The sequence below is a fragment of the Kinneretia sp. DJ1R-11 genome (genome assembly GCF_025717595.1).
Taxonomy (GTDB): Bacteria; Pseudomonadota; Gammaproteobacteria; order Burkholderiales; family Burkholderiaceae_C; genus Paucibacter_A.
The window spans coordinates 127,702-150,676 of sequence record NZ_JAJIRR010000005.1; the positions used below are offsets into that span (position 1 = coordinate 127,702).

A 22,975-nucleotide genomic window follows, 5' to 3' on the forward strand; every position below is an offset into this window, starting at 1 on the left:
GGAAGATGGTTGGATTGTGGGCTCGATTGATGACAGGGCGCAGCGTCTTCAGTCTCGCCATGCCTGGTGCGCTGGCGTACAGACGGTCGCCCGGGCTGTCGCCACGCTGAGCCCATGAGCACACCTGCGTTTTTCCATAGCGACTCCGGTTGCGTGCGCTTCTGGGTCGAGGTCGCCGGCGTCGAGGTGGGCGCCAGCGTCAGCCGCGAGGCCTTGCATCACCGCTACCAGGCCCATCGGGTCGATGACGAGCCCCTGGCTACCTATCTGAGCCATATTCCCGAGTTGCAGGCTGCCGTGCACCGCCGCCTAGCCTTGGGCTCGCGCCCGCCGGTCTTTCTGCGCGAAGCCGACCTGCGCGAGTTGCCGGCACCCTGATCTCGCTGCGGTGCTGCGGCGGCTTGAACGACGCTTGCTGCTGCTGTTTTGGCGCTGACATTCGTTTTGCGCATAAGCAAGGTCGAAATCTTTGCTTCGCTCGGAGCCGCGGTTTTTCTACAGTGGCCTGATCCGCAAACCTTCGGCTTTCCCGCTGCACCTGCCATGACCTTGTTTCGCCGTTCCTTCAACGCACTGAGCCTGGCTGCATTGGGCTTGCTGTCCATTCCTGCTCAGGCACAGACGACTCTGCTCAATGTCTCCTACGACCCGACCCGCGAGCTCTACCAGGAGTTCAATGCGGCCTTCGCCAAGCAATGGAAGGCCAAGACCGGCGAGACGGTGACGATCAAGCAATCCCATGGCGGCTCGGGCAAGCAGGCGCGCTCGGTGATCGACGGCCTGGAGGCCGACGTCGTCACCTTGGCCCTGGCCTATGACATCGATGCCATGCACGATGCTGCCAAACTGGTCCCGGTGGACTGGCAGAAGCGCCTGCCCAACAATGCCAGCCCCTACACCTCGACCATCGTGTTCCTCGTGCGCAAGGGCAACCCCAAGCGCATCAACAACTGGCCCGATCTGGCTCGCAGCGGTGTGGATGTGATCACCCCCAACCCCAAGACTTCGGGCGGCGCCCGCTGGAACTATCTGGCCGCCTGGGGCTTTGCGCTCAAGCAGCCGGGCGGCAATGCCGAATCGGCCAAGGCTTTCGTCAAGCGCATCTACGCCAACACCAAGGTGCTGGACTCCGGCGCGCGCGGCTCAACCACCACCTTTGTCGAACGCGGCATTGGTGATGTGCTGATCGCCTGGGAGAACGAGGCTTATCTGGCCGTCAAGGAGCTGGGCCCGGACAAGTTCGAGATCGTCACGCCCAGCCTCTCGGTGCTGGCTGAGCCACCGGTTTCTGTAGTTGACAAGAACGTCGACAAGAAGGGCACGCGCAAGCAGGCCCAGGCCTATTTGGACTACCTCTACAGCCCGGAGGGCCAGGAAATCGCCGCCAAGAATTACTACCGCCCGCGTGACGCCAAGGTGGCCGCCAAGTACGCCAAGCAGTTCGCCAAGGTCAACCTTTTCACCATCGACGAGCTCTTCGGCGGCTGGCGCACGGCCCAGAAGACCCACTTTGATGACGGCGGCGTGTTCGACCAGATCTTCACGCCGGGGCGTTGAGACCTTAGGTTCCTAGGCTGCTAGCGGCACGAAGCGGAAATTCAATTGCAACCACAGAGGCACGGAGGCACAGAGCAAAAACCAATTCGGCTTTGTATTTCTCTGTGCCTCTGTGCCTCCGTGGTTGCCTTTTGTATTCGGCTGCTTTGTGCCGCAAGCAGTACCTGTCTTCACGTTGATCCCGCAGGCAGAAAACCCCGCCTGGGCTGTTTGCTCAGGCGGGGTTTTGTCGTGGTCGCAAGAACGCTCAAGCCAGGTTGCGCAGCTCTCGCAGGGCGACGGACAGCATGGCCAGGTCCACACCCTTGGCTTCGCTGAGCTCGGCCAGCAGGCGTTGAGCGCGTTCCAGCGCGGCCTGGTTGCTTTGCTCCCAGGCGCTCAGCTTTTGCTCACCGGCATGGCTCAGCACATCGTGGGCGATCTGGCGTTGCAGGCCGGCCAGGTCGTCGCCGAGCGCAGCCTTGGCTTGCGTCTGCCAGTAGCTGTCGGTCGGGAGGGCGTCGATCTGCTGGCGCAGGCGGGCCAGGCCCAGGCGTTCGCCCAGGCTGGCATGCACATCGGCCACTTCGCCCAGGGGCTGCTGGGTGGCGTCGGCAATCTCGGCAATGTCCAGGGCGGCGAACAAGGCCTCGGCCGTGATCACGGCTTGCGCCAACTCGCTCGGCACACCGGCGGCCACCCAGGCTTCGGCACGCGGCGACTGCAGGGCCTGGGCTTGCACCCGGGCACGCAAGGCATCCACGGCCGGTGTGAAGCGCTGGAACACCTGCTCCATGGGCTCGGCCAGGCGGCGTGAGCGCAGGAACCAGGTGGTGGCATGGCTGCCCAAGCGGCCCAGTTCGTTGATCAGCTCCGCCTGCACCGCATCGGGCACCTTGTTGTCCAGGGCCTCGATCTGCAGCCACAGCGGCACGAAGCCGAAGACCTCGCGGGTGGCCAGGTAGGCCCGCACGATCTGCGCGGGCTTGGCGCCGGTCGATTCGCTGAGGCGGTGCACAAAGGTCGCGCCCACGCGGTTGAGCATGCTGTTCAGCACATGGGTGACGATGATCTCGCGCTTGAGCGGGTGGCGCGGAATCAGGGCCGCGAACTTCTCGCGCAGCAGGGGCGGGAAGTAGCGCGCCAGGGCGCTGCCGATCCAGGCGTCCTCGGGCAGGTCCGAACTCATCAGCTGGTCGGACAGCCACATCTTGCTGTAGGCCAGCAGGACGGCCATTTCCGGGCTGGTCAGGCCGATGCCGCGGGCCTTGCGTTCCTTGATCTCGTCGTCGGTGGGCAGGAACTCGATGGCCCGGTTGAGCTGACCATTGCGTTCCAGATAGCGGATGAAGCGCGTCTGCGAATCAATCAGGCTGACGCCCTGACGGCCTGCGATGGACAGCGCTTGCGTCTGGAAATAGTTGTCGCGCAGCACCAGGGCGGCGACATCGTCGGTCATCTGCGGCAGCAGGGCATTGCGCTGCTTGGCCGTCATCTCGCCGTCGCCGGTGGCCAGGCCCAGCAAGATCTTGATGTTGACCTCATGGTCCGAGGTGTCCACGCCGGCCGAGTTGTCGATCGCATCGGTATTGATGCGCACACCGTGCAGCGCCGCCTCGACCCGGCCGCGTTGGGTGCAGCCGAGATTGCCACCTTCGGCCACCACCTTGCAGCGCAAGTCGGCGCCGTTGATGCGCAAGGCGTCGTTGGCGCGGTCGCCGACATCGGCATGGCTCTCGCCACTGCTCTTGATGTAGGTGCCGATGCCGCCGTTGTAGAGCAGGTCCACGGGCGCCTTGAGGATGGCGCTGAGCAGCTCGGTGGGCGCCAGGCGCTCGGCCTCGATGCCCAGCACGGCGCGGGCGTGCGGCGAGATCGGGATCGACTTTTCCGAGCGGGCCCAGACACCGCCGCCGTCCGAGATCAGGCTGGCGTCATAGTCGGCCCAGCTGGAGCGCGGCAGCTTGAACAGGCGGTCGCGCTCGGCAAAGCTCTTGGCCGCATCGGGATTCGGGTCGATGAAGACATGGCGGTGGTCGAAGGCGGCCACCAGGCGGATGTGCGACGACAGCAGCATGCCGTTGCCGAACACATCGCCCGACATATCGCCCACGCCGACCACGGTGAACTCCTGGCTCTGCGTGTCCAGGCCCATCTCGCGGAAATGGCGCTTGACCGATTCCCAGGCCCCGCGGGCAGTGATGCCCATGGCCTTGTGGTCATAGCCGATCGAGCCGCCCGAGGCAAAGGCGTCGCCCAGCCAATGGCCGTACTCGGCGCTGACCGCGTTGGCGTAGTCGGAGAAGGTGGCCGTTCCCTTGTCGGCGGCAACCACGAGGTAGGGGTCATCCTCGTCCATGCGCACCACCTGGGGCGGTGGCACGACCTGACCCCCGGCGTAGTTGTCGGTCAGGTCGAGCAGGGCGCGCAGATAGTCCTGGTAGCAGGCCACGCCTTCCTTCATGAAGGCCTCGCGGTCGCTGGACGGCGGCGCCTTCTTCAGCACAAAGCCGCCCTTGCTGCCCACCGGCACGATGACGGTGTTCTTGACCATCTGCGCCTTCACCAGGCCCAGCACCTCGGTGCGGAAATCTTCCGGCCGGTCGGACCAGCGCAGGCCGCCGCGGGCGACCTTGCCGCCGCGCAGGTGGATGCCTTCAAAGCGCGGCGAGTAGGCAAAGATCTCGTACAGCGGCCGCGGCTCGGGCAGGCCCGGCACCTTGGCCGAGTCCAGCTTGAAGCTGACGAAGCTGCGGCGTGCGCCCGGTGCGCCCGAGTGGCCGATGCCGGTGCGCCAGAAATTGGTGCGCAGCGTGGCCAGGATCAGGGCCAGCAGCTGGCGCAGCACGCGGTCTTCCTGCAGATTGGAGACCTTCTCGAGAGCCTTCTCGATGCCGTTGACCTGGGCTGTGGCGCCAGCGTCGTCATGGGCCTCGGGGTCGAAGCGCAGCTTGAACAGGCCCACCAACATGCGGGCGATGCGCGGGTGCGCGGCCAGGGTGGCCTCGATGCTGGCCTGGGAGAGCGCAAAGCCAATCTGGCGCAGGTATTTGGCGTAGGCACGCAGCACCACGATCTCGTCGTGGCCCAGGCCGGCGCGCAAGACCAGACGGTTGAAATCGTCGTTCTCGACCTCGCCGCGGAAGACCCGGGCGAAGGTGTCCTCAAACAGCTTGGACAGGGCCTCGGGGTCGATCTCTTCGGACACCGCAGCCTGCAGCTGGAAGTCGTGCAGGGACACGCTGTCGGCGCCGTCGCCGGCGTCGGCGGACGCTGCGTCAACGATGCGGTGGTTGTGTTCGCCCAGCACGCGCACGCCCATGTGTTCGAGCATGGGCAGGCTGTCCGACAGCACCACGGCGCCGCCGCGGCGGTAGACCTTGAAGCCCAGGCTGCCGGCCTCGCCACCCAAGGGGCGGTAGAGGGCCAGGGCCAGCGGGTTGTCGCCATTGAGGCCGGCGATCTTCAGCACATCGGGCACGGCGGCGCGGGCGCTGACGCGCTCGCGGTAGCCGGCCGGGAAACCGGCGCCCCAGCGCTTGAAGAGCTCCAGGCCGCGCGCCTCGCCTTCGGCGTCGATCAGGGCGTCGCGCAAATCGTCGTCCCAGCGGCGGGCGGCGGCGGTCAGCTTGGCCTCGATGTCACGGCGCTCGTACAAGGGCACCTGGCCCGGCGTGGTGCGCACGGTGAAGTGGATGCGGGCCAGCACGGCGTCGCTGAGTTGCACATCGAACTCGGCGCTGGTGCCGCTGAAGACCTGCATCAGGATGCGCTGGAACTTGATGCGCATGTCTGTGGAGTAGGCCTCGCGCGGCACATAGACCAGGCAGCTGAAGAAGCGCTCGAAGGGGTCGCGGCAGACGAACAGGCGCAAGCGCTGGCGCTCGCCCAGGGCGAGGATGCCCAGGGCGGTTTCGTAGAGCTCGTCGTCGGAGATCTGGTAGAGGTCGTCGCGCGGGTAGGTCTCCAGGATGTGCTGCAAGGCCTTGGCCAGATGGCCGCCCGGCGGCAGACCGGCGCGCGTGGTGATGGCGCCGACACGGCTGCGCAGGATGGGCGTTTCCGACACCCGTGCGCTGTAGGCGGTGGAGGTGAAGAGTCCGATGAAGCGGTGCTCGCCGATCACCTCGCCGGCGGCGTTGTAGCGCTTGACGCCGACGTAATCGGTGTAGCCGGCGCGGTGCACGGTGGAGCGGGTGTTGGCCTTGGTGACCATGACGGTCGGTTCGGGCGCGCGTGCCATGGCGCGGGCATTGGCCGGCAGCAGCGAGAAGCTGCTGGAGAGTTTTTCCTCGGCGGTCTCGCGCAGCAGGCCCAGGCCGCTGCCGGGCTGCAGGCTCAGCGCTTCCTTGCCTTCATCGAAGACCAGGTCGTGGCAGCGGTAGCCGAGCAGGGTCATGTGGTCGTCGGCCAGCCAGTCCAGGAAGGCCACGCTTTCCTGAATATGGGCGGCGCGCAGGCTGGCCGGCGCCACGCGCACTTCCTCGATCACCTGGCGCAGGCGCGCCACCATGGGCTTCCAGTCTTCCACGGCGGTGCGCACATCGGCCAGCACACGCTCGAGGCCGGCCACCAGTTCCTGGCGCTGCTGCACGTCGATGATGCGGTCCACCTCGATATGCATCCAGGACTCACGGGCTCCGCCGGTCTCGCCCTCGCGGCGCGGACCGATGGCCTTGAGCTGGCCCTGGCTGTCGCGCTCGACGGCAAAGATGGGGTGGATGATCAGGTGCAGGGTCAGGCCTTGCCGGTTGATCTCCATGGTCGTGGTGTCGACCAGAAAGGGCATGTCGTCATTGACGATGTCGATGACCGAGTGGCGCGAGGCCCAGCCATGTTCGGCGACCGAGGGGCTCTGCACCCGCACCAGGGTCTGGCCGGGCAGGCGCTTGGCGCCGAACTGCAGATGCGAAAGCAGGGCGCCGAGCAGGTCCTCGGGCGTGCGGGCAAGCAGGTCTTCGGGGTCGAGGCGGGCGAAATACTCGCGGCCGAAACTCTCGATCAAGCCCTTTTGCTCGGCGGCCAACGGGCGGCTGGCGGCCAGGGCCAGCACGGTGTCGATGCGTTCGCTTTGCAGCGCTTCTTGGGGGTCGGTCATTGCTCTTGTCTCCTTGGAAGGATGCTTGTGTGTCCAGTGTGCCCGGGCATTGCGACAGCCATTTAACCAGCAAGCGAGGCTTCTCGGTTTGAGAAGACGCAGGGTCAGGCCTTGCCGGCTCAGACGGACTTCATGTTTTTCGGCGTCTCGCTGGAAAACTGCAGCCCGGCCAGCCAGTCGCTGACCTTGCGCTCCAGCAGCTCCAGAGGCAGGGCGCCGCTGTCCAGCAGCATGTCGTGGAAGGCGCGCAGATCGAAGTGTTCGCCCAGCGCCCGCTCGGCCCGGGCGCGCAGGGCCAGCATGTGCAGCTGGCCGATCTTGTAGGACAGGGCCTGGCCGGGCCAGCCGATGTAGCGGTCCACCTCGTTGACGATGTCCAGCTCGCTCTTGGGCGCATGGTGGCGGAAGTAGTCGATGGCCTGCTCGCGGCTCCAGCCCATGGCGTGCAGGCCGGTGTCCAGCACCAGGCGCACAGCGCGCCACATGTCGTAGCTGAGCTGGCCGAAGCGCGAATACGGGTCTTGGTAGAGCCCCAGCTCATAGCCCAGGCGCTCGCTGTACAGCGCCCAGCCTTCCAAGTAGGCGTTGTAGCCGGCAAAGCGGCGGAACTTGGGCAGCTCACCCAGCTCCTGCGCCAGGGCCAGTTGCAGGTGATGGCCGGGCATGGCCTCGTGGCTGGTCAGCACCTCGATCTCGAACTTGGGCCGCATCTCGGGCCGGTAGAGGTTGACGTAGAAGTAGCCGGCGCGGCGGCCGTCATCGGACGGGGCGCTGTAGTAGGCCGCCGTGGTGTTGGGCGCGCTGCTCATGGGAATGGGCCGTACACCGTAAGGCATGCGCGGCAACTTGCCGAAGAGCTTGGGCAGCTCGGGCTCGATCTTTTTGGCCGCCATCACATAGGCGCAGAAGAGCTCGTCTTCGCTCTGGCAGTAGTGGCGCGGGTCGCTGCGCAGCTGCTCGAAGAACTCGGGCTGGCTGCCCTCGAAACCCAGCTCGTCCATCACCGCCTGCATCTCACTCTGGATGCGCGCCACCTCGGCCAGGCCGATGGCGTGGATGTCCTCGGCGCTCAGCGTGGTGCTGGTGTGGAAGGCGATGCGGTTGGCGTAGTAGGCCTCGCCGTCCGGGCTGTCCCAGATGCCCACGCTCTCGCGGCAGGCGGGCAGATAGCGCTCGGCAAACAGGCTGCGAAAGCGCTGGTAGGCCGGCAGCACCGACTCCGAGATCACCTGGAGCGCTTCGGCTTGCAGGGCCTCGGCCTCCTCGGGCGCGATGCGTGCCGGCAGCTGGCGGAAGGCGCTGAAAAACGGGCTCAGCTCGGGCTCGCTGACGCACTGGCCGTCCAGCTGGGGCAGCACGCGTTCCATCAAGAGACGGGGCTGGGTGCGGCCGCTGGTGGCGGCGCGCTCCAGCAGCTCGCCGTACTGCTGCAGATAGGCCGGCAGGCCTCGCAGGCGCTGCAGCCAGACCTCGAAGTCGGCCGCCGCGTCCAGCGGCATCAGCTCGGCCACTTCGTTGAGGGCCTGCGGCCCTTCGCGGGCGGAGATCGCCCAGGCGAGCGGCTGGAAGGGCAGGACATCGAGCCGGGCACTCAGCTCATGGCGGAACAGCTGGGCGTTGAGCCGTTCGTCCTCCGGCAGGCCGGCCGCCTCGATGGCATCGAGCTCGGCCAGGGCCGCGCGGTTGGCGGCCTCGCTGCGCGCCTGCGCCTCCTCGGACAGATCGGGCCAGAGCGCGTTGTAGCGAGGGTCGCCGATATAGCTGGCCTGCAGCGGATTCTCGGCCAGCTCGCGTTCCCAGCAGCGCTCGAACAGGGCATGCAGGCGTTCTTTCAGGAGGGCGGTGTTGCTGGGCGTGTTGGGCATGACGGGGCGGGCATGGCGTGGTGATGCGGCATCGTATGCCAGGCCCGCGCTGCGCCTGGCTTGCAGAACTTTGCAAAGCAGACAAAGAGCCGGGGCCGTCCCGGCCCGATGATGGGCGCCTGAACCCGGCTTGTCGCAGGAGTGCTTTGCAGATGATCACGAGACGAACTGGATTGAGCGGCGGCTTGATGGCGCTGAGTGGACTGGGCGGACTTCTAGGCGGGCAGGGGCCAGTCCTTGCTCAGCCCCAGCGGCCCGCGGCCGGCCCCATGAGCGCAGAAGAGCGCGCCTGGCATGCCTTGTCGCGCCTGAGCTATGGGCCGCGTTCGGCCGAGCTGCAGGACCTACAGCGTCTGGGCCCCCAGGCTTGGCTGGAGCAATTCCTGGCCAGCCAGCTGCGTGGAAGCGCCGGGGGTCAGGTCTTGCCCGATGCCGTGCTGACCCGGCTCCAAGGGCTGGAGACACTGGGGCTGAGCCAGGCGCAGCTCTTCGATCGTTACCAAGAAGCAAGGCGACTGGCTCGCTTGCAAGCTGCGGCTTCGGCCGGCAGCGCGCCCGCAGCCGAGCAGGCTTCCCGCCGCGAGTTGGTCCGCCCCATCCTGGCACAGGCGGCCGAGCAACGCCTGCTGCGTGCCCTGCACAGCTCGGCCCAGCTGGAAGAGCAGCTGCTGGAGTTCTGGTTCAACCACTTCAATGTCTTCGCCGGCAAGGGCCCGGTGGCGGCCTTGGTCGGTAGCTATGAGCGCGAGGCGGTACGCCCGCATCTCTGGGGCCGCTTCCGCCAGATGCTGGGTGCCACGGCCAAGCACCCGGCCATGCTGTTCTACCTGGACAACGCCCAGAGCGTCGCGCCGGGTTTCCGCCCGCCCGCTCGTCTGGCTGACGAACAAGTGGCGCGGCCGCGCGGGCTCAATGAAAACTATGCCCGCGAGCTGATGGAGCTGCACACCCTGGGCGTGGACGGCGGCTACAGCCAGGCAGACGTCACCGAGCTGGCGCGCATGCTGACCGGCTGGACGGTCGATGTGCGTGGGCCGCAAGGGCGAGGCACGGGCGAGCTGTTCGAGTTCGCCGCACGCCGCCATGACACCGGCCCCAAACAGTGGTTGGGCCGGCCGGTCACGGCGCGCGGCCAGGCCGAGGGCGAATGGGCGCTCGATGTGCTGGCAAGCCACCCGGCCACGGCCCGCCATCTGAGCCGCAAACTGGCCCAGGCCTTTGTGGCCGACGAGCCACCCGAGGCCTTGGTCGCCGAGCTCAGTGCCAAGTTCCTGAGCAGCGGCGGCGATCTGCGGGCCTGGGTGCAGACCTTGCTGAGCAGCGAGCATTTCTGGCAGCGCGAGCATCTGCACAGCAAGTTCAAGACCCCCTATCAGTACCTGCTCTCGACCCTGCGCGTGCTCGACGCGCAGCCGCAGGATGTGCAGCCCTTGCTTGGCGCGCTGGCCCAGGCCGGCATGCCGCTGTACGGTGCGGCCACGCCGGACGGGTACAAGAATGTTGCCTCGGCCTGGTTGAATCCGGAGGCCCTGTCCCAGCGCATCCAGTGGCTGAGCCGCTTGAACGAACGCACGGCCGGCGTGGACCGTTCAGCGCGGCGCGGCCCGGTTTTGCTGCGCAGCCTGGGCCCCTGGCTTGGTGAAGCCACACGCACCGTGGTCGCGGCCGAGCCGGCCGAGATGCAGCTTGCCCTCTTGCTGGGCAGCCCGGACTTCATGCGCCGCTGAACGCGCCTCTCGATTCACTTGCCATCTCCAGGAGTTGCTGTCCATGACCATGTCCATGCTTTCACGTCGTCGCTGGGTCTTGAATCACGGTCTGGCCGGTCTGGCCCTGGGCTTGCCCGCCTGGGCCCAAGCCGGGCCGGGGCAGGGCAGCGCCGCGCCGCGCCGCAAACTGGTCGTGATCCTGCTGCGCGGCGCGGTGGACGGGCTGAGCGTGCTGGCGCCCTGGGGCGACCCCGCCTATGCCGTGGCGCGGCCCAGTCTGGCCTTGGCCAAGCCCGGCGCGGAAGGCGGTGCGCTGCGTCTGGATTCGCTGTTCGGTCTGCATCCGGCCCTGGCGCGCCTGATGCCGCTCTGGACACAGGGCAGCTTGAGCTTTGTGCACGCCAGCGGCTCACCCGACCCGACGCGCTCGCATTTCGATGCGCAGGACTATCTCGAGGCCGGCACGCCCGGCCGCAAGAGCACGCCGGACGGCTGGATGAACCGCCTGGTCGCCCAGCTGCCCGGCAGCGCCGGCCCGACCCGGGCGCTGAATATGGGCACCACGCCGCCGCGCATCCTGGCCGGGCCGGCGGCGGTGGCCACACTGGGCCTGGGCCCGCGCGCGCTTGAGCGCAAAGCCATTGACCAGCCGGCTCTGCAAGCCGGTCTGGCCAAGCTCTACGCCGCTGACCCGAGCCTGGCGCGCACCTTTCAGAACACCACCGAGGGGCGCAGCCAGATGCAGCGCAGCCTGGCGAGTGATAGCGAGCCTGCCATGGCGGCTTCGGCTGCGGCCATGACGTCGCCCGCGCCCAGCGCCGAGAGCGCCGACCGCGGCGCCGCTTCGGCCCGCAGCTTCGCCGCCGATGCCCGGCGCTTGGGTCAACTGGTCGGCCGCGACCCGCAGACCCAGCTGGCCTTCACCTCGGTCGGCGGCTGGGACACCCATGTCAACCAGGGCGCTGCTCAGGGCCAGCTGGCCAACAAGCTGGCCAGCTTGGGCGAGGGCCTGGAGGCGCTGGCCCAAGGCCTGGGCGAGAGCTGGCGCGACACCGTGGTCGTGGTGCTCAGCGAATTCGGCCGCACCGTGCGCGAGAACGGCACCGGCGGAACCGACCACGGCCGTGGCAACGTCATGTGGTTGCTGGGCGGTGCTGTGGCGGGGGGGCAGGTGTTGGGCGAATGGCCGGGCTTGGAGACGTCAGCCCTGGTCGAAGGCCGGGACCTGGCGGTGAGCACCGATTTCCGCGCCGTGCTGGCGCCTGTGCTGCAGCGTCATCTCGGTGTGTCGGACGCCGGCCTGGCGCAGGTGTTTCCGAACTGGGCTGCGACGGTGAGCGGCAAGCCGCTGGCCTTGCTGAGGGCCTGATCCGCTGAGGGGCTAAGGCCCGCCGCACACTCAAGGTCTCAAGGCCTGGACGACCCGGTTGCGCCCCAGGCTCTTGGCCTCGTACATGGCCCGGTCAGCGGCCTTGAAGAGATCGGCGATGCGGCTGTCGGCCTGCGGCACCCGGCAGGCACAGCCGATGCTGACCGTCACCCATGGCCCGGCAGAAGACGCCGGGTGGGGCAGTTGGCGGGCCAGCAGCGCTGTGCGCAAGGCCTCGCCCCAGCGGACCGCCAGTGCGGCATCGCCGGGCAGGATCACGGCGAATTCCTCGCCGCCATAGCGCGCGGCCAGGGTGCCTGTGGGTGCATCGGCCTGTCCGGCCTGCGCCTGCAGCAGCTGCCCCAGCTCCTGCAGGCAGTGGTCGCCGGCCTGGTGCCCCAGGCTGTCGTTGTATTGCTTGAAATGGTCGACATCGAGCAGCAGCAAGCTCAGAGGCGTCTGCCTCTGCGTCGCCTGCCGCCACGCCAGCTCCAGACAGCTGTCGAAATGCCGGCGGTTGGCCAGATGGGTCAGGGCGTCGACCTCGGCGAGGCGGCGCAAGCTCTGCTCGGAACGCTTGTACTGGCTGATGTCGTGGCACAGCGCGATCTGCAAATCGGCTTGGCCGGGCAGGGGGCTCAGATTCAACTCGATGTGCAGGCAGTCCCCGCCGCGTTTGAGTGCTTGCAGTTCCTGACGACCCGCCTGCAAGCGCAGGCCCTGCTCCTCCAGCTCATCCTGCTGCTCTTGGCGCAGCAGCTGGTGCAGGGACTGGCCGCACAGCTGGCCGGGTGCGTAGCCGAAGAGATGCTCGGCGGCCGGATTGGCCTTGTGGATCCGCATGTGCCCGTCGATCAGCAGCAGGCCCTCGGCCATGTGGTTGACGATGGCGCGCATGCGTTCGGCCTGCTGGCGCTGGATCTGCAGATGCTGGCGCAGCTGCAGCTGGGCGTCGATGCGGGCCAGCGCTTCCTCGACGCGCACGGGCTTGTTGATGTAGTCGGCCGCGCCCAGGCTGAAGCCTTCCACCACATCGCAGCTGTCGGTGCGGGCGCTGACAAAGATCAGGGGGATGTCACGGCTGTGTGCCGCCGCCTTGAATCGGCGGCAGGTTTCGAAACCGTCCATCTCGGGCATGCAGACATCGAGCAGGATCAGGTCCAGTGGCACCTGGGCAGCAATGTCCAAGCCGCCTTGGCCCGAGGTGGCGGCAAAGATCTGGTGGCCCCGGGGCTTGAGCAGTGTGCGCAGCACGCCGATATTGGCCGGCGTGTCGTCGACGATCAGCAGGGAGCAAGCCTGGGGCTGGCGAGCGCAGAGGCCGAAGAGTTCGGCCTCGCCTGCCGTCGCGCCGCCATGATCGGGAAGGGCGCTCATGCAGGCAACTCGGCGGCCTGGACAGTCTGCAACTCACGTTGCAGGCTGGCCATATCGTATTGACGCAGGCCCGCCAGCAGGCGTTCACCCAGAGCTTGCTCGGCCGGGCTGGCCTGAAGCAGGCATTCGATGCCTCGCTCCAGTTCGCTGATCCAGCCGGTCTGCACGGCGGCTTGCAGCTGGGCCAGCAAGGCTGCAGAGACGGAGATGGGCACCAGCTCTTGCTTTTGCTGACTGTCGCTGGCCGTGTTGCCGCCGGCGAACAGCGGCCCCAGATGTCGGCGCAGCAGCTGGTGGACGGTCTCGAACAGAAAGGGCTTGCCGATGAAATCATCGAAGCCGGCGCTCATATAGGTCTCGCGCTCATGGCTCAGGGCCGAGGCCGTCAGCGCCACGACCACCGGCTGTGGTCGTGGCAGCTCGCTGCGCAGGCGCTTGAGGGTGGCCATGCCGTCCAGCACCGGCATGCGGATGTCCAGGAAGACAATGTCGAAGCGCTGGTCCTGCAGCAGCTGCAGAGCTTGCAGCCCGTTCTCGGCCTGCTGGACCTGGGCGCCCAGTCCCTGCAACATGCGCGTCAGCACATCCCGGTTGGCCTCGATGTCGTCGACCACCAGCGCACTCAATGCCCGCCCTTCGCTGAGACTGAGCAGGGCGCCGAAACCGCTGTCCTGCAAGAGGCTGCCGCCATCGCTGCGGGCCAGCTGCAGGCAGAAGCTGAAGCGCGAGCCCTGGCCTTCGCGGGACTGAAGCTGCAGCCGGCCGCCCATCAACTCGACCTGGCGGGAGGAAATCGCGAGACCCAGGCCGGTGCCGCCGCGCTGCTCGCCGGCCTCGGCCTGGTGAAAAGGCGCGAACACCAGCGCCTGCTGGGCTTCGGGAATGCCCAGTCCGGTGTCGCTGACCTCGAACTCCAGGCGCAGGCTGGGCGTGTCGGGCGCCGCTTCACCCAGCACCCGAATGCGCAACAGCACTTCGCCGCAGTCGGTGAACTTGACGGCATTGCTGAGCAGATTGAGCAAGACCTGGCGCAGCTTGCCGGCGTCGCCGCGCAGCACGCAAGGCGTGGGCAGCTGCAGTTCGCAACGCCAGCCGATGCCGCGCTGAGCGCAGCGCAGGGCGAACAGATCACCCATCTCGCTGGCCAGTGCGCCCAGGTCCATCTCGACCGAATCGAGACTCATGCCGCCAGCTTCAATCTTGGACAGATCGAGGATGTCATTGATGAGGGTCAGCAGATGGGCGCCGGCTTTTTCGATCGGAACGACGATGCTGCGCAAGCTCTGGGGCAGCTGAGGGTCTCGGCTCAGCAGTTGCGCGTAGCCGAGCACCGCATTCAAGGGCGTGCGGATCTCATGCGACATATTGGCCAGGAAAATGGACTTGGCATGGTTGGCCGCCTCGGCCACCTGCTTGGCCTCTTCCAGCTCATTGGTGCGGCGTTGCACGCGCAGTTCCAGATCGTGGTTGAGCTCCAGGATCTGCTGGCGCGCCAGTCGGGCTTCGGTGACGTCGGTGGCCACGGCGACGCTGTGGGTGTGATGGCCGTGTTCATCCAAAAATGGCACGACTGTGGTCTCCGCCCAGCGCTGGGTGCCGTCGGGCTGCACATGGCTGAGCTCGCCTTGCCAGACCCGGCCTTCGGCCAGACATTGACCCAGGCTCAGGCCTGCGCGGCCCAAGGTGGTGGCACGTTCCAGCAGGGGTGCATGGTGGCTGTTGAGCAGAGTTTCGGACGATGCACAGGCGAGGCGGCAGAACTTGTCGTTGACGGTGCGCAGACGGCCGTCCCGTTCGGTCACGGCGACGATGGCATGCTCGTTGAGCGCCAGCTCCAGGTTCTGCACCGTCTTCAGCGAGGCGCGCAGGGCGGCCTGCTGTTCGGCCATGGCGCGCAGATTGTCATAGGCGCGCAAGGCGCAGACCACGGTGGAGAAGAGCTTGGCTCCGGTCAGCTCGGCCTTGTTCTTGTAGTCGTCGATGTCGTAGTCGACGATCACCTGCTGCTGCGGCGCCAGGCCGGGCTGGCCGGTTCGCAGCACGATGCGTGCGAGGTGGTTGTTCAGGTCCTCGCGGATGGTGCGCACCAAGCGCAGGCCGGCGTCTTCGGTTTCCATGACCACATCGAGCAGGACCAGGGCGATGTCCGGCGTACTGGACAGAAGTGCGCAGGCCTCGGCGGCGCTGTGGGCGCTGAGAAACTGGAAGGGCCGGCCGCGAAAGCGCAGCAGGCCCAAGGCGAGCAATGTGGCCTGATGGATGCCGTCATCGTCATCGACGATCAGGATGCGCCAAGGTGGCAGGGCTGGCGCTTGAAGACATGATGCTGGGCTTTTCCCGGTCTCCGTTGTCACGAACAAATCGTCGTCGGCGAAGGTTTGCAGCTCATCGCCCTGTCGGCCCGCCCCGGCGGGTCGTTCGCTCGTGTCCGATGCTGCGCTTGAAAGTCGCGTCATGTCCATGCACTCCCTGTGCTGTTGCTATGTGCCGCCGGGGTCTTTGCCGCCTGGCGAGCAGGTGCGTACTGGCGGGCGCGAGATGACATCGCGACTGCCGGTGCGGTGGGCCGAATTTCAGGGTGGCCTGGCTTGGCGTTGCTGGGTTCGGCGCCGCCAGCCGCTGGGTTTGGCACTCATGCCGTGTTCTCGGGCTGCTGCAGCAAGGCGATGCTGCTGGGCTCGCCATTCAGGAGTGGCGGCAGCGTCAAGAATTGGGGCTGCAGCTGCAGGCTGCTCAGAGGACGACAGAGCAGCTCGGCGGCACTGTGGCCCAGCTGCTGTTGCAGGGCCGGGTTGCTGTAGCGGATGCAGCCTTGCGGGTCGAGCAGGAGCAGCCCTTCTCGCATGCCCTCGACCAGGGTCTGCAGCTGCAGCTGCTCGGCTCGCTCCTGTTGACGGCAGCGGCGCAGCGCCAGCTGGGTACGCACGCGGGCCAGCACTTCTTCGACCCGTATCGGCTTGGCAATGTAGTCGGCCGCACCCGCCTGAAAGCCGGCCACGACCTGTTCTGCATCGTTGCAGGCGGTGATGAAGATCACGGGCGCGTCAGCCAGCTGCGGGCGGGCTTTCAGTTCTCGGCAGGTGGCAAAGCCATCCAGTCCAGGCATCATGACATCGAGCAAGACCAAATCGGGCTTGATGCGCTCGGCCAAGTCCAGCGCCTGCAGGCCCGAACTGGCGGCGTAAACACGGTGTCCCAAGGGCTGAAGCATCGCGTGCAGCAAGCCGATATTGGGCGGCGTGTCGTCGACGATGAGGATGGCTGCGGGCACGCAAGCCCCCGAATCGGCTGCGGAAGCGTCTGAATCCATGGCTTCACTCCTGCGCTGTCCCGTCAAGACCAGCCGCGCTGGCAGGGGACTGGGGAATTATGTTCCGGCAAGCCGTGGGCCTGCCTAGCGCGTGAACCCTGATGTGGGCTCCGGCGCGTCTGTGACAATTGCCAAAAAGGCGGTGCGACAGGGCCGCTTTCATGAAGGACAAGGCAAACGATGAACGCAGGCGATGCAGTGGGTGCGGAGGGCGAGGTGGCAGAGCCGGCTCAACAGTCTGGAGGCTTGGACCAGGCCCGGCGGCGACTGCTCAAGCTCGGTCCGGTGGCTGGCATGGGCCTTGGCTTCGGCCTGGGGATGGCCAGGCCGGTCTCGGCCGCGGGGCTGCTGCGGGTGCGCCATGAGCTGCCGCTGGAGAGCGACGGTTCGATGTCTTACAGCCTGGCCGTGCTGAACCTGCTGCTCGGCAAGACCGAAGCCAGCCACGGCCCCTTCCAGCTGGAGGCCATGCCGCCGCGCGAAAACCTCACGCAAAGCCGGCAAATGCTGGATCTGCGCATCGGCACGCTCGATGTCATGGCCACCATGACTTCCAAGGCGCGCGATGCCGACGGTATTCCGGTTCATACCTGCATGCGGCGCGGTCTCAATGGTTTGCGCTTGCCGATTGCGCTGGCCAGCCGTCGCCGTGAACTGGAAGCGGTGCGGGACGTGGAAGTGGCCCGGCGCCTGCGTATAGGCCAGGTTGCGCACTGGCCCGACGCTGCGGTGCTCAAGTCCAATGGCTGGAACATGCTGCCGATACCGCGCTTGCGCGTGTTCGAAGGCATGTTGCAGCGGGAACGTTTTGATTTGTTCGCGTTGGCGGCCGATGAGGCTTACGGCATCGTCAATGCGCTACCGGGTTTGGTGGTGCTCAGCGACTGGTTGATCGCCTATCCCTCGACCTACAGCTTCATCGTCAACCACGCACGGCCCGAGCTGGCCGAGCGCCTGCGCCATGGCTGGCGCACCGTGCAGGCCGATGGCAGCTTCGAGGCTCTGCATGAAAAGTTCAATGGCGCGGAGTTGGCCCAGGCCCGGCTGGCTTCGCGGCATTGGTTCCATCTGGCCAATCCGGAACTGCCCCAGGCCGCCTTGCGTCAAGACGGCAGGCTCTGGCATCCGCTGGTGAGGCAGCGGGTGATTGCGCCGCTGCTGCGCTGAGCACGCAGCGGCTTGCTGAGCCGGCTGCCGCCGGCGCTGCTCACTCGAAACGATCCAGCACGGCGCCCGAGCTGGCGCTGGAGGCGTTCTTGGCGAACTTGGCCAGCACGCCGCGGGTGTAGCGCGGTGCAGGCTTGACCCAGGCGGCCTTGCGGCGGGCCAGTTCATCGGCATCGACATGCAGCTCCAGCTTCAACTCGTGCGCGTCGATGGTGATGCGATCTCCCTCGTGCACCAGGGCGATCACGCCGCCCTCGTAGGCCTCGGGCGCCACATGGCCGACCACCATGCCCCAGGTGCCGCCGGAGAAGCGGCCGTCGGTGATCAGACCCACGCTTTCGCCCAAGCCTTGGCCGATCAGGGCGCCGGTGGGGGCCAGCATTTCGGGCATGCCGGGGCCGCCCTTGGGGCCGAGGTAGCGCAGGACCATGATGTCGCCGGCCGCGATCTTGCCGGCCATGATGGCGGCCAGGGCCGATTGCTCGTCCTCGAACACCCGGGCTGGGCCGGTCATCACGGGGCTCTTCAGCCCGGTGATCTTGGCCACGCAGCCTTCGGGCGAAAGATTGCCGCGCAGGATAGCCAGATGGCCTTGGGCATACATGGGCTGGTCCACCCGGCGGATGACCTCTTGCGTGGTCGAGAGCTCGGGCACTTCGGCCAGGTTCTCGGCCACGGTCTTGCCGGTGATGGTGATGCAGTCGCCATGCAGCAGGCCAGCTTGCAGCAGCACCTTCATCACAGCGGGAATGCCGCCGGCCTTGTGCAGGTCTACGGCCAGAAAGCGGCCGCTGGGCTTGAGGTCGCAGAGCACCGGAATCTTCTTGCGCATGCGTTCGAAGTCATCGATCGTCCAGTCCACCTCGGCCGCGTGCGCAATCGCCAGGAAGTGCAGCACGGCGTTGGTCGAGCCACCGGTGGCCATGATCACTGCCACGGCGTTCTCGATGGCCTTCTTGGTGACGATGTCGCGCGGTTTCAGGTCGGCCTTGACGGCCTCGACCAGCACGGCGGCGGCTTTCTTGGTGTTCTCGACCACCTCGTCTTCGACGTTGGACATGGACGAGGAGTAGGGCAGGCTCATGCCCAGGGCTTCAAAGGCCGAGCTCATGGTGTTGGCCGTGTACATGCCGCCGCAGGAGCCGCTGCCGGGGATGGCGCGCTTCTCGATCTGGCAGAAGTCCTCTTCGCTCATCTTGCCGGCGCTGAATTGGCCCACGGCTTCGAAGACCGAGACGATGTTCAGGTCCTGGCCCTTGTAGTGGCCCGGCTTGATGGTGCCGCCGTAGATGTAGATGGCCGGCACATTGGCGCGCAGCATGCCCATCATGCCGCCCGGCATGTTCTTGTCGCAGCCGCCGATCACCATCACGCCGTCCAGCCATTGGCCGCCCACGCAGGTTTCCACGCAGTCGGAGATCACCTCGCGCGAGACCAGGCTGTACTTCATGCCCTCGGTGCCCATGGCCATGCCGTCACTGATGGTGGGCGTGCCGAAGATCTGCGGGTTGGCGCCGGCTTCTTTCAGGCCGATCACGGCCGCGTCGGCCAGCTTCTGCAGGCCAGAGTTGCAGGGCGTGATGGTCGAGTGGCCGTTGGCCACGCCGATCATGGGCTTGCCGAAATCCGTCTCCTGATAGCCCATGCCGTAATACATGGAGCGATTGGGTGCGCGGGCCACGCCTTCCGTGATGTTTTTGGAGCGGCGGTCAAAGCGGATGGGCTGGCTGTCTTGGCTCATGGTGTGGTGTCTCCTGCTGGGGTGGCTTCAGTATCTCGGACGGCCGATTGGTTTTCAATTATATTATTCAGATTGAATTAATACGCTGGATGAATCAATGAGCTTGGATCTGCGCAGCCTGCGCCAGTTTGTTGCCGTGGCCGAAGAGCTGCATTTCGGCCGCGCCGCCGAGCGCCTGCACATGACCCAGCCGCCGCTGACCCAGGCCATCCAGAAGCTGGAGGCCGAGTTGGGCGCCAGCCTCTTCATCCGTAGCAGCCGCTCGGTGGGCCTAAGCCCCGCCGGCTCGGCCCTGCTGCCGGTGGCGCAAGCTTTGCTGACTCAGGCCGCCGAGTTGCCGGCCCTGGCCCAGGCGGCGGCGCATGGTTCGGCCGGGCGTCTGCGCCTGGCTTTCGTCTCCACCGTGGGCTATGGCGAGCTGCCGCGCTGGCTCAAGGGCTTTCGCGAGCAGGTGCCCGATGTGGCGCTGAGCCTGCGCGAGGCCACGCTGGATGTTCAGCTGCAAGCCTTCGATGCCGGCGAGATCGATGCTGGCTTTGTGCTCCATGCCCTGGGCGCGACGCCGCCAGGTTTCGAGTCGCTGCAAGTCGCCGACGAGCCGCTGCTGCTGGCACTGAGTGCCGATTCGCCCCTGGCGCGCCGCGAGCAGCTGCCCCTGGCCGAGGTGTTGGACCTGCCATTGGTGATGTTTCCGCGCGCCATTGCGCCCTCGCTCTTTGATGCCATCGTCATGGTCTACCGGGCGCAGGCTTGCGAGCCTCGCATCGAGCAAGAGGCCATCCAGATGCAGACCATCGTCAATCTGGTATCGGCCGGCATTGGCGCGGCCTGGGTGCCGGCCAGCATGCAGGGCTTTCAGCGCCCTGGCGTGGTCTATCGCGCCGTGCAGGCGCCGGCCGGCCTGCAGCCGCCGATGCCGCGCGGCGAGACCCGGCTGATCTGGCGGCGCGATGCAGCGCCGGCCGTCTGGCGTTTTATCGAGCATGTGGCGGCTCAGCTGCCCGCTGGCCTGTTGCCGCAGCAAGTGTCGAAAGCCACCTTCCGTCCTCGGTGAATACCCCGCCAACCTCGGCCGCTCCCGCTCGTTCTAATGCGCAGGCCCCAACAGGAGAGACCCCGTGAAGCGTGTGAAGACTGTTCGATATGGCTTTTTGGCCCTGAGCCTGGGGCTCAGCCTCGGCCTGGCCCAGGCCGAGGTGCTGAAAGACCCGCAGTGGCGTGACTGGTTGGAAGCCGGCAAGAGCACGGAGCTGGAGCAGGCCGCCCAGGCCCGGCTCAAGGCCGAGCCCGAAGACAGCCAGGCCGTGCTGGCTCTTGGCCTGCTGGCCCTGGAGGCGGGCGACCCCAAGCGCGTGGAGTCGGCCATCAAGCCGGTGCAAGCCTGCGCCGATCGTCAGCCGGCCCAGGCCGCATGCTTTTATGTGCTGGGCTCGCTGCAGGGCGTGCAGGCCATGAGCGGCGGCATGATGAAAGCCATCAGCCTCAGCGGCAAGATCAAGGACAACCTCAGCCGAGCCGTTGAGCTGGACCCGCTGCTCTTTGATGCGCGCGACGCTCTGCAGCAGTTCTATCTGATGGCGCCCGGCATTGCCGGTGGCAGCGTCAGCAAAGCCCGTGAGTTGGCGGCCGCCGCTCAGGCCCGCCAGCCCGAGCATGCGAAGCTGCTGCGCGCCCGCGTGGAGATCAAGGAAGAGCGCTGGGCCGAGGCCGAGCGCGAGCTCAGCGCCATCAAGCCCGGCGAGGACAAGGACTTGCTCAGCGGCCAACGCGCCGGCCTCTACCAACTGGCCATCCAGCTGTTCTCTGAGAAACAGTACGCCAAAGCGAAGCCTCTTTTTGAGCGCCTGCAGCGCGACTTCCCGGCTCATGCGGCCGGCCATTACGGCATGGGCCGTCTGCTCGGCGAAACGGGCCAGATCGACGAAGCCATCAAGTCCTTGGAGCGTGCCCGCACGGCCGAGGGTGCCGACCGCTATCCCGTCGACCATCGCCTCGGCTTTGCCCTGCTGGCCAAGGGCGACAAGGCCCAGGGCAAGGCGGTGTTGGAGCGCTTCCTTAGCAATAAGAAAGCCAACCCGCGCAACCAGGACGAAGTGCGCAAGCGCCTGGCCGAACTCGGTTGATCAGGGCCGCGCTCAGCGCGGCAGGGCTTGCGCCGCTGCCAGGCCGACTCTGGCTGCTTGGTTGGCCGGGAAGGCCTGCAAGTCGGCTTCAAAGGCTGCAATGGCGGCTGCCCGCTCCCGTGTGCGCAAGAGCATTTGACCCAAGCCGCGCTGTGCGCTGGCAGCCCAGAGCGGTGGCTCGCTGGGGCTCATGTCGGCTTCCAGGCGCAGCGCTTCGCGCAGCGTGGCCAATGCTGCCGGGGCGTCGCCGCGGCTCCAGGCCTGCTCGGCTTGCAAGGGCGCCAGTAACAGGGTGGCGAAGGCGACCCGGGCCGGTTTGCGCTCCTGAGAGCTGCGCGACTCCTCATCGAGATGGTGCTCCAGCAGTGCCACATCGGCGCGCGCGTCCGCCAGCAGGCCCAGACGCAGGCGAGCCAAGCCGCGGGCATGGGCCAACAGGGGCGGGCTGACACCGTCGCTCTTCGGGCGGGCGAGGATGTCGCGCCAACGCTCGAAATGCACCAGGGTCAACCAGGGCAGGCCGCGCAGAAAGTCACCCCATTCTCCGTCTGGCGCTTCGGCCGCCAGCTGTTCGGCCATGGCCAAGGAGGTCTTGAGGTCACCACCGAGCTGCGCGGCAATCCACAGGAATCGCTGGTTGTGCGGGTTCCAGTTGATGCCGGCCGTGAAGCCCTGCGTCTGCAGCTGCCGGTCCAGTTGGGCTTGCGCTGCCAGCCCACGCTGGTTGGCCTGCACGGCTTCCGCATAACGCCCCAGCTTGACGAGCAGGTGCGAGCTCATGTGCTGCAGATGAGGCGAGGCCGGGGCCAGATGCTGCAGGTTCTGCACCGCGTTGATGGCACGTGGCGCGTCGGCGCTCGAGTCGGCGGCATGGCTCAGGTAGTGAATCAGTCCCGTGTGCTGCGGATGCAGGGCCACGCCCTGGAGCAAGCGGCTGCTCAGGCCCGCCCAGAGTGCGTCCAGGCCGGACGGTTCGGGGTGGATGACGAACAAGGCCTCGGCCCACCAGGCGAGCAGCTCCGGGTCTTTGGGGAACATCTCGCTGAGGATGCGCATGCGTCGCTCAAACACCCGGTCCAGCGGGTGAACCTGGCGGGACTCCGTCGTGTCCGGTCCGCAGGCCTCGAGCACGGCCAGGGTGGCGGCCGGCAACTTGGCGACATCGCCTTCCTGCAGACGCTCCAGCATGGCCTCGGCCAGGGCTCGCTCCAGCGGCGCTTCGCGATGGGCCAGCGAGAGCTGCTGGGCCAGGCGTGCATAGCGCCGTGCTTCGCCGAGATCGCCGCGGACGCGGCTGTTGTAGCTCGGGCCATGCTGCCAGGCCAGACCCCAGGCGCACATGCTGCAGCGCGGGTCAGCGGCCAAGGCCGCCGAGAAGGCCCGGCGAGCCTCGATCTCATCGAAGGCGAAGGCCTGCTGCAATCCTTGGTTGAACCAGGCTTGTGCCAGAGGCGAACTGCTGACGATGCGGCGTTGTGTGGCGTCGCCAAAGCCGAGCAGGCGTGGAGCGCTGGCGGTCGCCAGTGATTCCGAGGGCGGTGCGGTGCTGGCCGCCAGTTGCAGGCTCAGGCCCAGAACCAGGCCGAGCTGTAGGCCGCCTTGCAGCAGCGGCTGCCGCCGCCAGCCCCTGGGGTTGGTGGCGGTGGCCAAGCAAGGAGCGGGCAGGGCGGACATGGCCGG

The 22,975-nt window shown here is 67.0% G+C and carries 14 protein-coding genes; 7 read left to right on the forward strand and 7 right to left on the reverse strand.

The features are described 5' to 3' along the window. Positions 1-114 precede the first annotated feature (114 nt). Together LNV23_RS10890 and LNV23_RS10895 are read left to right on the forward strand one after the other, a co-directional pair. Positions 115-378, forward strand: a complete 264-nt coding sequence (locus tag LNV23_RS10890; RefSeq protein WP_263563005.1) for a DUF1488 family protein — start codon at positions 115-117, stop codon at positions 376-378. A 165-nt stretch (positions 379-543) separates the two neighbouring features. Next, positions 544-1,557, forward strand: coding sequence for a sulfate ABC transporter substrate-binding protein (locus LNV23_RS10895; protein ID WP_263563006.1), 1,014 nt, complete (start codon positions 544-546; stop codon positions 1,555-1,557). A gap of 247 nt (positions 1,558-1,804) precedes the next feature. Here LNV23_RS10895 and LNV23_RS10900 read toward each other — a convergent pair whose 3' ends face one another. Beyond that, positions 1,805-6,634 (reverse strand): NAD-glutamate dehydrogenase, encoded by a 4,830-nt coding sequence (locus LNV23_RS10900; RefSeq protein ID WP_263563007.1) that lies wholly within the window; start codon positions 6,632-6,634, stop codon positions 1,805-1,807. A 119-nt stretch (positions 6,635-6,753) separates the two neighbouring features. Then, a complete protein-coding gene (locus LNV23_RS10905; protein ID WP_263563008.1) occupies positions 6,754-8,499 on the reverse strand; it encodes a DUF885 domain-containing protein in 1,746 nt (581 codons plus the stop codon). A 269-nt stretch (positions 8,500-8,768) separates the two neighbouring features. Between LNV23_RS10905 and LNV23_RS10910 the strand changes: the two genes are divergently transcribed. Both LNV23_RS10910 and LNV23_RS10915 read left to right on the forward strand, forming a co-directional pair. Then, on the forward strand, positions 8,769-10,226 hold the full coding sequence (locus tag LNV23_RS10910; RefSeq protein ID WP_263563009.1) for a DUF1800 domain-containing protein: 1,458 nt from the start codon (positions 8,769-8,771) through the stop codon (positions 10,224-10,226). Positions 10,227-10,281: 55 nt separating this feature from the next. Continuing rightward, positions 10,282-11,577, forward strand: a complete 1,296-nt coding sequence (locus LNV23_RS10915) for a DUF1501 domain-containing protein (protein ID WP_263563010.1) — start codon at positions 10,282-10,284, stop codon at positions 11,575-11,577. A 30-nt stretch (positions 11,578-11,607) separates the two neighbouring features. On the opposite strand, the gene LNV23_RS10920 is transcribed toward LNV23_RS10915, so the two are convergent. From LNV23_RS10920 to LNV23_RS10930, 3 genes are all read right to left on the reverse strand, one after another. After that, on the reverse strand, positions 11,608-12,954 hold the full coding sequence (locus tag LNV23_RS10920; RefSeq protein ID WP_263563011.1) for a diguanylate cyclase domain-containing protein: 1,347 nt from the start codon (positions 12,952-12,954) through the stop codon (positions 11,608-11,610). Continuing rightward, positions 12,951-15,410 carry a response regulator gene (locus LNV23_RS10925; RefSeq protein WP_263563012.1) on the reverse strand — a complete coding sequence of 820 codons (2,460 nt, stop codon included), beginning with the start codon at positions 15,408-15,410 and terminating at the stop codon, positions 12,951-12,953. The genes LNV23_RS10920 and LNV23_RS10925 overlap by 4 nt, the downstream gene beginning before the upstream one ends. A 176-nt stretch (positions 15,411-15,586) precedes the next feature. Then, a complete protein-coding gene (locus tag LNV23_RS10930) occupies positions 15,587-16,264 on the reverse strand; it encodes a response regulator (protein ID WP_263563013.1) in 678 nt (225 codons plus the stop codon). Between the two features lie 180 nt (positions 16,265-16,444). Between LNV23_RS10930 and LNV23_RS10935 the strand changes: the two genes are divergently transcribed. Next, positions 16,445-17,431 (forward strand): transporter substrate-binding domain-containing protein, encoded by a 987-nt coding sequence (locus tag LNV23_RS10935; RefSeq protein ID WP_263563014.1) that lies wholly within the window; start codon positions 16,445-16,447, stop codon positions 17,429-17,431. A gap of 40 nt (positions 17,432-17,471) precedes the next feature. Here LNV23_RS10935 and ilvD read toward each other — a convergent pair whose 3' ends face one another. Further along, positions 17,472-19,172: a dihydroxy-acid dehydratase gene (gene ilvD / locus LNV23_RS10940; RefSeq protein ID WP_263563015.1), complete on the reverse strand. Its 1,701-nt coding sequence runs from the start codon at positions 19,170-19,172 to the stop codon at positions 17,472-17,474. A 97-nt stretch (positions 19,173-19,269) separates the two neighbouring features. Here ilvD and LNV23_RS10945 point away from each other — a divergent pair, with 97 nt between their 5' ends. Further along, positions 19,270-20,226: a LysR family transcriptional regulator gene (locus tag LNV23_RS10945; protein ID WP_263563016.1), complete on the forward strand. Its 957-nt coding sequence runs from the start codon at positions 19,270-19,272 to the stop codon at positions 20,224-20,226. A gap of 64 nt (positions 20,227-20,290) precedes the next feature. Next, positions 20,291-21,295 carry a tetratricopeptide repeat protein gene (locus LNV23_RS10950; protein ID WP_263563017.1) on the forward strand — a complete coding sequence of 335 codons (1,005 nt, stop codon included), beginning with the start codon at positions 20,291-20,293 and terminating at the stop codon, positions 21,293-21,295. A gap of 12 nt (positions 21,296-21,307) precedes the next feature. Here the strand turns inward: LNV23_RS10950 and LNV23_RS10955 are convergent, their stop codons facing one another. Continuing rightward, entirely contained in the window at positions 21,308-22,969 is a 1,662-nt protein-coding gene (locus tag LNV23_RS10955) for a tetratricopeptide repeat protein (protein WP_263563018.1), read from the reverse strand. Between the last annotated feature and the right edge of the window lie 6 nt (positions 22,970-22,975).